Origin of the sequence: Streptomyces sp. NBC_01478, assembly GCF_036227225.1 — a bacterium.
Classification (GTDB): Bacteria; Actinomycetota; Actinomycetes; order Streptomycetales; family Streptomycetaceae; genus Streptomyces.
The window spans coordinates 6237003-6251649 of record NZ_CP109444.1; the positions used below are offsets into that span (position 1 = coordinate 6237003).

Genomic DNA, 14647 nt, shown 5'->3' on the forward strand with positions numbered 1-14647 from the left:
TCGCCGACGGTCAGGGGGACCGCTCATGCCGTACAGCTCCATGGAATGGCCCGCGCGCAGTCTGTTGGGGGTGCTGTCGCCGCCGGCGCGGCAGGAACTGCTCGGACTGGGGGTGCCGAAGGAGTTCGAGGCCGGTGACGTGCTGCTGAGCGAGGGGGCGCCCGACCGGCACGCCGTGTTGCTGCTCTCCGGCTTCGCCAAGGTGACGGCACGGGTGGAGAACGGCGAGACCTCGCTGCTCGCCGTCCGGGTCGGCGGTGACACCGTCGGGGAGATGGCGGCCGTGGACGGCTCGGCGCCGCGCTCGGCCACCGTGACCGCCTGCGGTGCGATGGCGACGCGTATCCTCCAACCCGGCCTGCTGCACGAGCTGTTGATGCGGCGACCCGAGGTGTCCGTGGCCCTCACCAGGATCATCGCCGACCGGCTGCGCTGGGCCAACCGTCGGCGCCTGGACTTCCGGGGCTACCCGGCCAAGGTCCGGCTGGCCCGGCTCCTGGTGGAACTGGCCACTGCCTACGGCCGCCCGACGGAGGGCGGCGTGGTCGTCGGCTGCCTGCTGTCCCAGCCGGAACTCGCCGCCCTCACCGGGGCCGCCGAGACGACCGTCCACAAGGGCCTCAGGGAACTGCGCGGGAAAGGACTGCTGGAGACCGGATACCGCTCGACGACGATCCGTGATCTGGCCCGGCTCAAGGAGCTGGCGGACCTGCCGCCGGAGTGACGGGGAACCGTCAGGCCAGCAGCGGCCGGGCCACCACCAGCAGCCCGGCGCTGACGCCCATCGTCGTCGTGCACAGCACCGCCACGGTCAGGCACAGGTACTTGCGCACGGCCACCCGCGCGAGAAAACGGATCGTGCACGACAACTCCGCACGCAGCCGCTCCTCCTGGTCGCCGTGGCCCGCGGGCGGCAGGATGTCGGGCCCGGCCGAGAGGTGCACGAAGCTGTAGCGGTTGACGCCGTCGGGCCGCATCACCCGCGGGCGCAGGGCCGCGGCCAGGAACACGGCGCCGCCGAGCAGCCCGCACACGAACAGAAACAGCAGACTTCCGGCCACTACGCCTCGTATACCGCCGCCCTGCACGGTGTGCAGGGCCCGGCCGCTCCAGGACCCCGCCGTACCGACCATCGCGGCCTGTGCGGCGGCCAGGATCCCGGCCTTGGTGTCGGCGTGCTGATGTGTGGACTGCAGGGCGCTGAACATGTAGTGCTCGGGTCGGCTCTCCGGGGCGACGTTGTTGCGCGGCATACGCGTTCCTCCTGCGGTGGGCGGTCCGACCGGGACACCAGTAAGCACCTGCCCGGAACGCGGGACCCCGCATTTATGCGGGATCCCGTATGACCGGTAATCGCCCTCGCCGTACAAGTACCAGCCCGTAACTTCCGTCTCCCGCAGTATGTTCCGCTCTCTTCCGCATCCCGTATTTCGACGGGGTCCCACCATGCGCGAGGCGTGTACGACTGGCGTGCCGGCGTCCGCGTGTCGTGTTCGGGGGAGCGGACGCCGGTCTGTCCAGTGCGTGCTCCTGGACGCACGGCCACAGAGCGTGACTCCAAGGAAATGAGCGGAGAGTTCGAACATGGCAACATTCGGTCGCAGACTGCTGCTGGCAGTGGACGCCAAGGGGTACGGCGGTGTAGACGTGCTGACGCAGCGTCAGTTCCAGGAGGCGATCCAGCGGCTGCTCGCCGAGGCCGCCGACGCGTCCGGCCTCGACCGGGAGCGGTGGGAGACGCAGGAAGGCGGCGACTCGGTCCTCGCGGTCCTGCCGGACGGGGCCTCCGAGCCCGACCTCGTCGATCCGTTCATGCGCCGGCTGGACGCCGGACTGCGGGCCTTCAACCACGGTCGGCTGCCCGAGGCGTGGCTCCGGCTCAGGGCCGCCGTGCACTTCGGTACGGCGTCGCCGGCCCCGACCGGGTTCGTGGGCCGGGCGCCCGTCGAGATCGGGCGGATCCTGGACAGCGCGGTGCTGCGCTCGGCGCTGGCCGCCGTACCGGACGCCTGTCTGGCACTGGCCGTCTCCGCGACCGTCTTCAACGACGTGGTGGGTGAGGCGTACACGACCTTCCGGGCACAGGAGTTCCGCGAGGTCCGGATCGCCGAGAAGGAGTACGTCGGGCGGGCCTGGGTCTGGGTGCCGGGGGCGGATCTTCGGGCGCTGGAGCTGGGCGGCGGGGACGGTGCCGCCGTGGCCGAGGGGGACGGTGCCGCCGTGGCCGGCGGGGGCGGTGAGGCCGTTGGCGACGGGGGTGGTGAAGCCGCTGCCGTGCGCCCCCCGAGTGCTCCAACGCCCACGGAGAACAAGGTGGTTACCGTCAACTACGGAACCATCCACACAGAACGTGCCGTCTTCGGGATCCACAACTGACGCCGATCGAACCGAGTGACGGCTGAGAATGGACGAGCAAGAGAACGAACAGGTCGGCCAGAGCGGCGCTTCGTCCCCCGAGGGGAACCCGGAGACACCCGAGCCGACCCCGCAGGAGTCCGCCCCCGCCGCCCCCGAGGCGGCCGCCGAAGGCGAGAGCGGCCCACAGAAACCCGACGTACCGCAGGAGTCCGAGAAGCCCGACGAGACCGCCACTTCCGACGGCGAGGACACAGGTGACGCCGTGGCGCGGAAGAAGGCCGGAGAAGAGGCCCGCGCCGGTGCGAGCCAGGTGCACCACAACAGCGTCAACCAGTACTTCCTCGGTGCCCTGGACGCACCGGAGATCCACTTCGGTATCGGCGTCGCCGACTCCGCCAACGCCCGGCGGCGCGCCGTCGGCCGGCTCGACGCGGGCGAGGCCGACGCGGTCCTCGCCTCGTACGTCGAGCCCGACTGCTTCGAGGAGACGGTGACGGCGCTGCAGCGGGACGGCGTGGTCGTCCTGGTCGGTCCGCCCGGTACGGGGAAGCGGGCCGCGGCCGTCGCGCTCGTCGCCACGGTCGCGGGAGGCAGCGAGTACGTGGTGCTCTCGCCGGGCCGCAGCCTGGAGGAACTCAGCAACGGGCGGGTGGAGTTCGAGAAGGGCGTCGGCTACGTCCTGCTGGACCGGATGCACGAGAGTCCCTCCGCGACCGCCGACTTCGACTGGCGGCGCGTGCGGGACACCGTGCGCGAGCACGGGGCGCACCTGGTGGTGACCACCGTGCACGAGATGGAGGGCCGCGCCCCCGAGTCCGTACGCCATGTGCCCTGGCGGATACCGGACGTGGCGGCCGTGCTGCGGGTGCGGCTGACGCGCGCGGAGTGCGGGCCGGAGACCGTCGAGCGGGCCGTACGGCTGATGCCCGCCGGATGCCGGATCGCGGAGGTCGTCGCGGCGGCCGACCGGATCGGGCGGGGCGCCGAGCCCGATGTGGTGTGGACGGAGTACGGCAGCAGCGCGGCGGCACCCGTGCGGGACTGGTTCGCGCAGGAGCGCTGTCCGCAGGAGTGGGCCGAGGCGACGACGCTCGCCTTCGTCACCGGCGCCGGCTTCCGCGACTTCGAGACCTGCCAGGAAAAACTGGAGCACTGGGTGGCTCCCGCCTTCCCGCCGCCGGTCGACGACCAGGCGGCGGCCGCGGCCGCCCGTCGTGCCACCGACCGCCGCCTCTCGCTGAGCCGCAACACCCTCGTCGCCGTCGAGGAGCGCAAGAGCGGCGGGCTCACCCGCAGCGCCCTGGTCTTCCAGCACCCGCAGTACCGGCTGTGGGTGCTCCAGGAACTGTGGAACCTGCGCTCGACGACCTACTGGAACGGCGTCCGGGACTGGCTGACCGAACTGCTGCGCCGGGGCCGGCCCAGCCTGGCGACCCAGCTCTCCGTCGCACAGGGGCTGGCGCTCCTCACCCAGTCCGCCTTCGACGAGGTCGCCGACAACTACCTGCACCCCTGGGCGTCCGGTGTCGCGGGCCCCGCCGGGCAGACCACGGCCACGCTGGTGCTGCACTGCATGTGCCTCGACGAGAGCCTCGCCGCCGTGGCGCTCGGGGTGGCCCGCGACTGGGCCCGCTCCCCCGACCCGCAGTTGCGGTCGATGGCCACCGCGGCGTTCAGCGGCGCGCTCGGCGTGCGCTTCCCGACGGACGCCGTGTACACCTTGCTGCGGCTGGTCGGGCGGGGCGGCGGCCGGAACTCGGAGGCGGCGTTCGCGCTGGCCGGGCTCGTCGCCGTGCTCGTGGAGTGCGGTCAGGACACCGGCGCGGTGTTCCGGCCGCTCGCCTACCGGCTGCGCACCCAGCGCGACATGGTGGCCGGCCGCCTCAAGAACGGCATCCTCGACGCCACGCTGACCGTCCTGCGGGCCCGCGACGTACGCACGGGGCGCCCGGTCTGCGCCGACGTGCTGGTACGCAGCCCCGAACAGACCGAGAAGATCGGCGAGTTGTGGGCCGGCGCGCTGGGCAGTCTGCCGCGCCGGACGCTCGCCCTGGCCGGGCTGCACGCCACCCTGCGGGCGCTGCCCGCCGTGTCCGAGGAGCCCGAACCGGTGGCCGCCCGCTTCGGCGAGGCCGTCGGCACCGCCCTGCGGCCGGCGGAACGCCCCGGACTGCGGGCCGGCCTGGAACAGGTCGCCACCCGCGCCGAGCCGGACGCACCGGCTCCCTTTCCCTTGATCGACATCTTCCTTGATGCCGTACTGAGCACGGAGGACTGACAGGTATGGCCGAGAACTACCCGCTCGTCGAACAGCGGGAGTACGGACGGGCCGGCAGGCGCGCCGGCTTCCTGGGCCGGCGCGTGACGCGGGCCGACGACGAACTGCCCCGGCTCGCCGCCCACCATGTGCGGGTCTTCCGGGTCGGCGTGGAGTACGTCGAGGACCAGGGGCAGCTACGCCCCGACCACCCCACGGTGGTCGAGGCCGCCTCGGTCACGGTCGTCGACCGGAGGGTCGAGGTGCCCGTCGTGGTGGAGACCCGCATCCCGTCCGCCGAGGCCGGCGACTTCACCGTGCGGACCACCTTCTACTGCACCGTCACCGACCCGTGCACGGTCGTCCGCGACGGGATCACGGATGTGGAGGCGCTGCTGCTGGGTCATCTGCGGTCGGTGCCCGGACTGGTCGAGGACGGCAGCGACCGGTCGATCGTCGACTCGCTCGCCGTGCGCGACCGGATCGACGCCCGGCTGACCGCCTACCACGAGATGCGGCCCACCACCTTGTCCGGGCTGCGCGCCCGGCACGGAATCGTCGAGGTCTTCTCGCCGGCGGAACTGGCCGACGCCCTCGCCCAGGAGGACGACGAACGCCGCCAACTGGAATGGAAGCGGGAGCGGGAGGAACGGGAACAGGAGGCGGCCCTGCGCCGGGCCCTGCTGGAGACCGAACTGGAGCTCAGGCGCGAGGAACTGCGCAACACCAGCGCCCTGCAACAGGAACGCCACCGGCAGGAGGAGGAGCGGCAGCGCAGTCGCTTCGAGCGCGCCACCGACATCGAGCAGCAGCGGCACGAACTCGGCCAGCAGGACGTGCGAGAGACCTTCACGCGCGGCCAGCTCGAGAAGGACTTCCAACTGATCGGCGCCGACCCCAGTGCCGCCGACTTCCTGGCCTGGCGCAACGGGGACATCACCTCCGACGAACTCGCCCAGCGGCTGGACCGTCGGCGCCAGACCGACCGCGAGGCCGAGCTGGAGCGCATGTCCGTCGACCGGGACGACGAACGCTGGAAGCTCGAGCGCGACGACCGGCGCGAGGAGCTCACCCGCGCGGAGGATCGCGCGGACGCGGCGGACCAGCGGCGCGAGGACGCCCACCGCTGGGAACTGGACCACGAGGACGGGCTGCGCCGCCGCCAGGAGGAGCGCGCCGACACCGAACGGCTGCAACGCGACGAGCGCGTCTGGGCCAACGACGTGCTCACCGTGAAGGCCGACCTGAGCAGGCGGGCCATCGACCGGGGCCTGTTCGACAGCACGATCCGCGACGCCGGGCAGTTCATCAACGGCGTGGGCGACGTGCCGTACAAGCAGCGTGCCGACGGGCGTGAGGTGGTGGAGGGGGACACGCAGGGCGAGCTGGAAGGCGCGTCCGAGCCGGCCGAGACCGGCGAGCGGACCGGCCGCGACGACGACCGCGACATCGACTACGACGACAACGCCGACCTCGACTTCGGGGGCACCGACTCGGAGGCGAGCCTTGGCCACTGACACCTCACTGCGCCCCGCCGACAGCGCCGTGATCGACGACGACCGGGGCTCGGTCCGCCCGATCTCCCCGGCGAGCGGCCCGGCCGCGCGACTGCGCCGGCTGATCGGCGTCCGCGAGGAACTCCTCGCCTGGGTGCCGGAGGAGCGCACGCGCTACACCTGGTACGGCGCGATCGTCCTCAACACGGCCCTGGTCGGCGCCCTGTCCATGGCGCTGGCACTCGGCAGCTTCCGCTCCGACCTGCCGCTGCCGGCCGTGTTCGTGGTCGCGGCGGTGTGGTTCTGGGTGGTGCTGGTGATGGACAGTTGGCTGGTCTCCAGCACCCACGGCGCGGGCGTCAAGAAGTGGTCGCTCGGGCTGCGGCTGCTGCTGTCCGTGCTGCTGGGCCTGTTCATCGCGGAGCCGATCCTGTTCCAGATCTTCGACAAGGAGATCCGCCAGGAGATCGCCGTCGGCAACGACCAGAAGGTGGCCGACTACCGGGGCATGCTCGTCGCCTGCAACCCGACGGACGGCGCGTCCACGGCAGACCGCCCGGAGTGCCGCCGCTACCAGTTGAAAGTCGCGGGTTCACCGGCGGAACTGTCGGAGCAGATAGCGAACAACACGTCCCGGACCACCGACCTGCAGACCCAGGTCACGGCGCTCAACACGACGCTCAAGGACAAGATGGCCACCGAGCAGGAGCTGTGCGGCCGGGACAACTGGATCCGGCGGGGCGCGGGCCTGGACGTCACCATCACCTGCGAACGGGCCCGCACGGACTCCTCGTCGTACCGCAGGACGAGCAAGATCGACACGTACGAGAAGCAGTTGGCGGCGCTGCGGGCCGACGGCCAGAGCCTCCAGGCCAAGAAGGACAAGGCCGCGGACACCTACCAGCCGCTGCTCCAGCAGGCCGTCAACACCAAGACGCGGGAGCGCGTGGCCGACCTGGACACGGACGGCATCCTGACCCGGGCACACGGCCTGCGGGAGGTGGCCGGCTCCGACGGCTTCGCGCTGTTCCTGACGTTCGTCCTGCACCTGCTGCTCGTGGGCTTCGACGCCCTGCCCGTGCTGGCCAAGTTCATGAGCGGCAGCACGATGTACGACACCCTCCTCGGCGCCCGCTTCGAGGCCACCCGCCGCCTGCACACCGAGGAACTCCAGGTACGGCAGGAGTGCGCGCGGATGGAACAGGAGGCGCGGCGCCACCACGTCGAGCTGGACACCGACGACCGTATGCGGACCCTGGAACACCGCTATCGCGCGGCGCAGGCGGAACGCTCGGTCCGTGAACGCACGGACCTGGACGCGCGGACGGAACGCCTGCTCCGGACCCGACGGGCCTGAGCCCGGGTCCGACCGGACAGAAGCCGAGCCCCGGGTCGACGACCCGGGGCTCGGCCATGGGGTGCCGGCTTCCGCCCGTCCCGCTATCCCGTGCCCGAAGTGGCCAGCCGCCAGATCTCCGCCGTGGTCTCCTGCGCGGACTCGGCCGGGGGCGGATCGTTCGGGAGCTGGGCGGGTGCGGTCGTGTTCTTCCTCTTGCCGGGGTGGTCGGCGAAGAGGGCGACCGTCAGGGTGAGTTGGGAGTCCAGGCCGGTGGACCAGACGGTGCGGCGGGTGATTCCGCCGCCCGCTCCGGCGGTGAAGAAGAGCTGCGGGATCTTCTGGACGGGGAGGGCCGAAGGGATCGCCTCTTTGTCCGTCGTGCCGGTCTTGGACATCAGGGTGTTCACCATGAACGCGTCTTTCTCGTCCAGCGCGCGCCGGGTGTCCGGGTGGGTGGTGTACACCGGGCGTCCGTCACGGGTGATCTTCGTGACCGTGTAGGGGGCCGCGTAGAGCCCGTTCGCCGCGACCGCCGCGTATGCCGAGGCCAGTTGGAGGGGGGTCGGTGCGGCGGTTTTCCGCAGGTAGGCCAGCGGGGCGTCCAGCCGGGCCGCGGCGAAGGGGTCCAGTGCCGTTCCCGCCTCCACCGCGCCGCCCACCGCGTCGTTGAACGGCTGACGGGCGTAGTCCGCCCCGCCGTACAGCAGCCGGACCGCCCCGTCGCCGGGCTTGATCGCCACGACGGCGGTGTGGAGTGTGACGCCCTTGCCGTCCTTGTTTCCCCGACCGTCCTTGGTGTCCTGGGTGTTCTTGGTGTCGGCGGTGTCCTTCACCGCCTCGGTCGTGGCGTCCTGGAGGGCCAGGTCGAACGTCGTGTGCACGGTGTAGCCGTCGCGTGCCAACTGGTCCTCGGTGATGCCGAGCCGGTCGGCCGCCTCCTTCGCCGCCACGTCGATCATGTACTGCCGTTGCCCGTCGGTCGTGCCCGGCGGATAGAAACGGAACGCCGGGAAGGCGGCGTCGGCGCGCTGCTTCGGCGTGATGGCGCCGCCGGCCGCCATCGCGTCGAGCACCCATTCCCAGCGGGCCCTGAGCGTCGCCGTCACCTCGGGGTCCGAGCCCGCCTTCTCGTAGTACGAGGGGATGTTGACGATCGATGCCAGCGCGGCGCCCTGGGACACGGTCAGGTTCCGGGTGTCCACGCCGAAGTAGTTGCGTGCGGCGGCCTCGATGCCGGCCGAACCCCGGCCGAAGTACACGGTGTTGAGATAACCCGCCAGGATGTCGTCCTTGGACCGGGTGCGATCCAGCTTGATCGCGATCAGCGCCTCGCGTGCCTTGCGCGACAGGGACTGCTCCGGGCTCAGCAGCGCGTTCTTCACGTACTGCTGGGTGATGGTGGAACCGCCCTGCCGTTCGCCGCCGGTCAGCGAGGCCAGTACCGCGCGGGCGACGGCGCGCGGCGAGACCCCGTCGTCCGTACGGAAGGAACGGTTCTCGGCCGCGATCACGGCGTCCTGCACATACCGCGGGACCTGCGACAACGGCACCTCCTGGCGGTCGACGGGGCCGCGTCGGCCCAGATAGGAGCCCTTGTCGTCGAGGAAGACCGTGCTCTGCGTGACGGTCTCCGGGTGCGGCTCGGGAATGCCCGTCATCCGGTACGCGACGACCGCGGCCGTGCACAGCGCCGCGAGCAGGACGACGAGGGTCACGACCAGCCTGCGCAACAGGCGGCCCCGGGTACGGCGGAGGCGCAGGCGGAGCGGGATGCGCAGGCGGACGGGGACACGGGCGGGGACATCGGGTGTGCCGGGCCGGTGTTTCGAGCGTCGGGGCCTCTTCCAGTGCGGCGCCGTCGGGCGCTTCACTCGTAGCCCCCGCCCCGCACGACGACCTTGCCGGACGCGTCGTACACCGTGACGGTCGGACCGCCGTCCGCGAAGCTCGACTTGAGCTCCTCCGGTGACAGCGGCGCGCGTGCGTACCAGACGCCCCAGCCCGGGCTGCCCGCGAGCGTGAGGACCGTACCGGTGATCCTGTCGTCGGCGACGGTGACCTCGACACGGGCCGGGTCGGCCGACAGGCCGTGGTAGAGGCCCGACAGGAAGTAGCCGCTGTTCACGGGGTCGGGCTGCGAGGAGACGCCCGGCTTCCCGCCCTCGGATCCGCGGAACTGGTTGGGCCGCTCCGGCGTCGACCAGTGCTTGCCGTCGGTGGTCAGCCAGACCCGCACTCCCGGTACGGCGTCCACGCGTTCGCCGGGCGCGACGATCCGTATCGGGCTCTGGGCGGCCACGCCGGCCACCCCGCCGCCCGAACCGCCCGAGGACCCGGCGCCCAGGAACCGGCCCGCCCCGAACCCGACCGCCGGCACCAGCAACAGCGCACAGACGGCCATGACCACGCCTCTGCGGCGGCGGCGCAGCGTTCGGCCGCGCCGCTCGACGGCATCGAGCGGAACGTCGGCCGGGACGACCTCGACGGGAGCCTCGGCGGCGGCCGCGAAGAGCCCCCGCAGTCGCTCCGCGTCACCCCCGCAGAGCGCCAGTCCACGCCGGGCATGGCTCCTGACCGCACCGGTCGAGCAGCCCAGCAACTGGGCGATCTCCGCCTCTCGCCGGCCCTCCCAGTGCAGCAGCACGAGGACGGCTCGCTGCCGTGCGGACAGGGTCCCCGACGCACCGTGCGGCACGGCCTTTCCGCGGCGCGTCCTGGCTCCGCGCAGGTACTCCTCGACGAGCAGCCGCCGTACGTAGAAGTCCACGTCGTCCCGCGGAATCCGGCGCCATCGCGCGCACACCTCGACCAGGGTTCTCCGCACCAGCTCGGTCGCCTCCCGGGAGCTGCCCAGGTCACCGGGGACTCCCGGGTCGCCGTGGAGCAGGTGGGCGGTGGTGACCAGTTCGGGCAGGCCCGCGTGCGCGTACGCGGCGAAGTCATGGCGGGGGTGCGGCACTTCGGTGGTCCTCCGGTGCGGGTGTGGGGGAAGTGGATCCCGGGACGCGTGTTTGTCGTCTCTCCTGTGGGGCGTGTGGTCGACAGGCGCGGCCTCGGGACCTGTACGCACCGCGAGGGCGGTCAGGTTGCACGGGAATTCCGAGACTCCGGTGAGGTCATGACCGAGGACGAGTTCGACGCTTTCTACGCGGCCGCGTTTCCCCGTCTGACCGGCCAGCTCTCGGCGTTCACCGGAGACCGGGAGGAGGCGCAGGACGTGGTCCAGGAGGCGTTCGTACGAGCCTGGGACCGGCGTGGGGACTTCCTCGCCGACGAGGCACCCGAGGCGTGGATCCGCACGGTCGCCATGCGGCTTGCGGTCAGCCGCTGGCGCCGGGCCAGGCGCTGGCTGGAGCTGGTGCGCCGTACGCCGGCGCCCGATTCCACGCCCGGACCCGGCCCCGATCACACGGCACTTGTCGCCGCACTGCGCCAACTGCCCACGGCCCAGCGGATGGTGATCGTCCTGCACCATCTGTGTGACGTGAGTGTCGAGCAGATAGCCTCCGACACGGGTGCGCCCGTGGGGACCGTCAAGGCCAGGCTGTCCCGGGGGAGAGCGGCGCTGGCGAAGCGGCTCGCGGTGGACGAGGCGGACGCGCCGGTTCGGAAGGAGCACGGCCGTGTCGGATGAACTCTCCACCGCCCTGCGCGAGTTGGCCGTGGAACAGGAGACGCGTCCGGTCCTCACCGGCGCCGAGATCCGCGGCCGTGCCGGGCGCCGGGCGCGCCGCCGCATGGCGGGCACCCTGGGCGCGGGTGCGGTGGCCCTCGCGCTGGTCGCCTCCGCGGTGACCCTGGGCTTCACGGACTTCAGGGGCTTCTCGGACCCCGCCGGGGAGGGGAAGCCGCGTCAGCTTCCGGCCGCCACCACGCCCGCCGTCCCCTCCCCTCGTGTCACGTCCGGGAAGACGTCGGCTCCCGAGCCCCGCGCGCCCGTCACCGGCACGGTCGCCCTCGGCAAGCGCGCCCTGTTCGTCGGGGACCGGGTCATGCCGCTGACCTCCAGCCTTCCCGACAGCCCCAAGGTGGTGGGGCCGTTGACCGTGTACAAGAAGCACACGACCAAGGTGGTGACCGTGACCGTCCTGACCGCCGGAGCCGCCTACACCACGGAGGTCTCGCTCGCGGTCGAACTCCGCGACGTCCACGGCGAGCCGGTCTACGTCGGCCTCGCCTTCTCCTACAAAGGGGACTCCTACAAGGAGGGGAACGGTAAGGACACGGGCGCGCGCGACGCCGGCGGAGGCTGGATCGGTCTGGACTCGGCCGATGCCAAGTGGTTCTACGACAACGCGAAGATCGGCAGCGTCCTGTCGGTCACCGGCTCCTCGTCCTGAACCCGAGATCGCCTCCTACCGTCTCGGTCCCGCCACGGCATAGGCCGCCGTGCCGGTGGTCAGGAGGAGCAGGGCCGTCCAGGTGGCCGCCGGTGTGCCGGACGGCAGCAGCGGCCAGGCCGCCACCCGGGTCGGCGTACCCGTGCCGGGCGGGGCGAGGAACGAGACCGCGAGCCAGGCGAACGGCGGCGTCCACGCGTACTGGCCGCCCGAGAGGGCCGCGCCCAGGGCGGCCAGTCCCGTCAGGCCCGCGCTGTCCCGGACGACGAACGCGACGCCGGCCCCCAGGTCCGAGCCCGTCGCCCGCACCGCCAGCGGCACCGCGGCGACGACCGCGCCGGCCAGCAGCACATGCGCCGCTCTCCGCGGCAGCCAGCGGATCGCGGCCGTCCGGTCCAGCGCGAGGTCCTGCCCGCCGAGCCCGACCGAGGCCGCCATCGCCCCCATGGCGAGGACGAGCACGGCCAGCCGCGGATCGCCGTCACCGGGTCCCTCGCCGCCGCCCCGGGCCGGCGCCCACACCGCGGCCGCGCCGATCACCATCGCGGCCAGCGACGCGGGCACCTGACGCGAGCGGGCGTAGAGCGTCAGCCATCTCACCGGGACCCCTCACCGGACAGCACCTCGAACGGGTCCCCCTCGCAGGACAGCGCGGCGGCCCGCATCGCGTTGATCCGCGCGAGCTGTTCGGCCGGCGGAAGCGCCTTGAGCTTCTTCCATACGGGGCCGGTCCTGGCGGCAACCTCGCTCGCCGCCGCCGGTGTGCCGGGCAGTGGCTTGAGGTCCCCGAGGACCCAGCCCACCGCCACGGCCTGCGCGTACTCGTCGTCCCCGAAGCCGCTCCAGCCGACGGGAGTGCATCCCGGCGCGAGGCCTTCGGCGAGCAGGGCCCAGGTCAGTTCGTCGCCCTTCGAAGCGCCGGCCACGATGGCGTCGTCGAAGGTGAACAGCACAGTCGTACGGGACCACTTCGGCGTGGAGCCTTCCGGCAGTACGGCGGTGTCCTCCCGGACCGAGACCGGCGCCCGGTCGCCGAGGGCCGCTCGCAGCAGCCGTAGCGCCTTCTTGCCCGGGGCCGCCAGGTCGGCGAGGCGGTCCTGGTGTGCCCTGGTCACGCAGACCGGGCCGTCGCACACCGGCTCGGCGGCGGTCCTGTCGACGACGTACATCCGGCGCGGGTCGGAGGGGAGGACGAGCAGGGCGAGGACCGCGCCCGCCAGGACCGGGGTCAGGGCGGTCAGCCGGGCGCGCGGGGTCGCGGCGACCAGGAGCGCGAAGCCGGTCAGGGCCATGCCGAGGAGCCAGATCGTCTGCCCGATGTGGACGGGGGCGGAGAGCGTGACGAGTGCGCTGCGGACCTCGTCGACCTCCGGTGACAGGAGGGAGAGACGGTTCGGCCGTGTGCTGTCGAAGCCCGTCGCCGGGTCGACCGTCGTCGTACGGCCGAGGGACATGTGCATGAGCGCGGTGAAGGTGAAGGCGCCGATGGTCAGGAGGGGCGGGGTCAGCGCGGACGGCAGGGTCCGCGCGGCGCCCATGCCCAGCAGCGCTCCCGCGACCAGGAAGAAGGCTCCCACCAGGGAGATCGGCAGCCAGTCGAGATGCGTGTACGACGTGTGGGCGAGGACCTGGACTCCGCCGACGAGGACGACGAGCGCGAAGGCCGAGGCCAGCGTGATCGCCGTGGCGCCTGCCGGTACGGCCGCGCGGTGCCGGGCCGGCCGGGGTGTGCTCGTCAGCAGTTCGACCATCTTCGAGCGGTGGTCCCGCAGGCCCTGGAGGGCGCCGAATCCCACGGCGAGCGGCCAGAGATAGAACAGCAGACTGCGGGTCCACATGGCCAGGGACGTCCACTGGGCCGTCCATGCGGTGGTGCCGTTCCACCACGAGGCGCTCCTCAGCAGGTACAGGAACGCCAGTGCGCTGGCCAGGACCACGGCTCCGGCCCACGGGGCGACGGAACGTCTCAGCTCGATACGCAGGACGCGGAGGTTCGGACGGACGTTCAGGGCGGCGCGCGGGGCGCGGGCGTTCACCAGGAACCCCTCTCCCGCTCGGGGGCCAGCAGCAGTGCCGAGTAGCCGCGCTCCAGCGGGCTGTCGCCCACGTGGTCGGGGCCGCCCGCGGCGGCCAGTTCGTCCGGGGTGCCCTGGAAGACCAGCCGGCCCTCCGCGAAGAGCACGACGTCCGTGCAGGCGGCGGCGACGTCCTCGACCAGGTGGGTCGAGACGACCACGCAGGTGTCCGTGCCCAGTTCCTGCAACAGCCTGCGGAAGCGCAGCCGTTGCGCCGGGTCCAGGCCGGCCGTCGGTTCGTCGAGCAGCAGGATCGCCGGATCGTTCACGATGGCCTGGGCGATGCCGACCCGCCGGACCATGCCGCCCGACAGCGCCTTCATCTTCTCCTCGGCACGGTCGGCCAGACCCACCCGCTCCACGGCCCGCTGCACCGCCCCCGGGATGTCCGCCTTGGGCACCTCCTTCAGCCATGCCATGTACTCCACGAACTCGCGCACGGTGAAGCGCTTGTAGTAGCCGAACTCCTGCGGCAGATAGCCGATCCTGCGGCGCAGCGCACGGTGCTCGCCCAGGCCGCCCGCGGACTCGCCGAGCAGTTCGAGGATGCCCTCGGCGGGGCGGAGGACTGTGGCCAACGCCCTGATGAGGGTGGTCTTGCCGGCCCCGTTGGGCCCGAGGAGACCGTGCACGCCGGTACCCAGCGACAGGTCGAGCCCGTCGACCGCCATCCGTTTCCGGCCGGCCCTGACCTTGAGCCCGACGGCCCGGATCTCCCAGGCGTAGGGCGTCGGCGCGAGCTCGGCCGCGCTCACCGCGGGCATCATGTGGTGGTCCTTTCC

The 14647-nt window shown here is 72.3% G+C and carries 13 protein-coding genes; 7 read left to right on the forward strand and 6 right to left on the reverse strand.

Annotated features, from left to right (window positions below; all coding sequences use genetic code 11):
* Positions 1–25: 25 nt before the first annotated feature.
* Positions 26–724, forward strand: coding sequence for a Crp/Fnr family transcriptional regulator (locus tag OG223_RS28260; RefSeq protein WP_329254385.1), 699 nt, complete (start codon positions 26–28; stop codon positions 722–724).
* 10 nt (positions 725–734) lie between these two features.
* On the opposite strand, the gene OG223_RS28265 is transcribed toward OG223_RS28260, so the two are convergent.
* A complete protein-coding gene (locus tag OG223_RS28265) occupies positions 735–1253 on the reverse strand; it encodes a Pycsar system effector family protein (protein ID WP_329254388.1) in 519 nt (172 codons plus the stop codon).
* A gap of 331 nt (positions 1254–1584) precedes the next feature.
* On the opposite strand from OG223_RS28265, the gene OG223_RS28270 reads away from it, so the two are divergent.
* The 4 genes from OG223_RS28270 to OG223_RS28285 are packed head-to-tail and all read left to right on the forward strand — an operon-like array spanning position 1585 to position 7468.
* The gene (locus tag OG223_RS28270) at positions 1585–2376 is read left to right on the forward strand and encodes a hypothetical protein (protein ID WP_329254391.1); all 792 of its coding nucleotides are present in this window, start codon (positions 1585–1587) and stop codon (positions 2374–2376) included.
* A gap of 28 nt (positions 2377–2404) precedes the next feature.
* Positions 2405–4636 carry a hypothetical protein gene (locus OG223_RS28275; protein WP_329254394.1) on the forward strand — a complete coding sequence of 744 codons (2232 nt, stop codon included), beginning with the start codon at positions 2405–2407 and terminating at the stop codon, positions 4634–4636.
* Between the two features lie 5 nt (positions 4637–4641).
* Positions 4642–6132, forward strand: a complete 1491-nt coding sequence (locus tag OG223_RS28280; protein WP_329254397.1) for a hypothetical protein — start codon at positions 4642–4644, stop codon at positions 6130–6132.
* On the forward strand, positions 6122–7468 hold the full coding sequence (locus OG223_RS28285; protein ID WP_329254400.1) for a DUF4407 domain-containing protein: 1347 nt from the start codon (positions 6122–6124) through the stop codon (positions 7466–7468). The genes OG223_RS28280 and OG223_RS28285 overlap by 11 nt, the downstream gene beginning before the upstream one ends.
* 83 nt (positions 7469–7551) lie before the next feature.
* Here OG223_RS28285 and OG223_RS28290 read toward each other — a convergent pair whose 3' ends face one another.
* Together OG223_RS28290 and OG223_RS28295 are read right to left on the reverse strand one after the other, a co-directional pair.
* Positions 7552–9228 (reverse strand): transglycosylase domain-containing protein, encoded by a 1677-nt coding sequence (locus OG223_RS28290; protein WP_443073853.1) that lies wholly within the window; start codon positions 9226–9228, stop codon positions 7552–7554.
* A gap of 89 nt (positions 9229–9317) precedes the next feature.
* Complete coding sequence (locus OG223_RS28295) at positions 9318–10409, reverse strand: sigma factor-like helix-turn-helix DNA-binding protein (protein ID WP_329254406.1); 1092 nt, start codon at positions 10407–10409, stop codon at positions 9318–9320.
* A 159-nt stretch (positions 10410–10568) separates the two neighbouring features.
* Here OG223_RS28295 and OG223_RS28300 point away from each other — a divergent pair, with 159 nt between their 5' ends.
* Positions 10569–11084: a SigE family RNA polymerase sigma factor gene (locus tag OG223_RS28300; protein ID WP_329254409.1), complete on the forward strand. Its 516-nt coding sequence runs from the start codon at positions 10569–10571 to the stop codon at positions 11082–11084.
* Complete coding sequence (locus tag OG223_RS28305; protein ID WP_329254411.1) at positions 11074–11790, forward strand: hypothetical protein; 717 nt, start codon at positions 11074–11076, stop codon at positions 11788–11790. The genes OG223_RS28300 and OG223_RS28305 overlap by 11 nt, the downstream gene beginning before the upstream one ends.
* 15 nt (positions 11791–11805) lie before the next feature.
* Here the strand turns inward: OG223_RS28305 and OG223_RS28310 are convergent, their stop codons facing one another.
* The 3 genes from OG223_RS28310 to OG223_RS28320 are packed head-to-tail and all read right to left on the reverse strand — an operon-like array spanning position 11806 to position 14632.
* Positions 11806–12390, reverse strand: a complete 585-nt coding sequence (locus OG223_RS28310) for a hypothetical protein (protein WP_329254414.1) — start codon at positions 12388–12390, stop codon at positions 11806–11808.
* Complete coding sequence (locus tag OG223_RS28315; RefSeq protein ID WP_329254417.1) at positions 12387–13826, reverse strand: hypothetical protein; 1440 nt, start codon at positions 13824–13826, stop codon at positions 12387–12389. Before OG223_RS28315 ends, OG223_RS28310 begins: the two co-directional genes overlap by 4 nt.
* Positions 13823–14632, reverse strand: a complete 810-nt coding sequence (locus tag OG223_RS28320) for an ABC transporter ATP-binding protein (RefSeq protein WP_329265523.1) — start codon at positions 14630–14632, stop codon at positions 13823–13825. Before OG223_RS28320 ends, OG223_RS28315 begins: the two co-directional genes overlap by 4 nt.
* Positions 14633–14647: the final 15 nt, after the last annotated feature.

Coding starts and splice junctions, on each gene's coding strand:
- OG223_RS28260 (WP_329254385.1), top strand. CDS start 26: ATGCCGTACAGCTCCATGGAATGGCCCGCGCGCAGTCTGTTGGGGGTG.
- OG223_RS28265 (WP_329254388.1), bottom strand. CDS start 1,253: ATGCCGCGCAACAACGTCGCCCCGGAGAGCCGACCCGAGCACTACATG.
- OG223_RS28270 (WP_329254391.1), top strand. CDS start 1,585: ATGGCAACATTCGGTCGCAGACTGCTGCTGGCAGTGGACGCCAAGGGG.
- OG223_RS28275 (WP_329254394.1), top strand. CDS start 2,405: ATGGACGAGCAAGAGAACGAACAGGTCGGCCAGAGCGGCGCTTCGTCC.
- OG223_RS28280 (WP_329254397.1), top strand. CDS start 4,642: ATGGCCGAGAACTACCCGCTCGTCGAACAGCGGGAGTACGGACGGGCC.
- OG223_RS28300 (WP_329254409.1), top strand. CDS start 10,569: ATGACCGAGGACGAGTTCGACGCTTTCTACGCGGCCGCGTTTCCCCGT.
- OG223_RS28320 (WP_329265523.1), bottom strand. CDS start 14,632: ATGATGCCCGCGGTGAGCGCGGCCGAGCTCGCGCCGACGCCCTACGCC.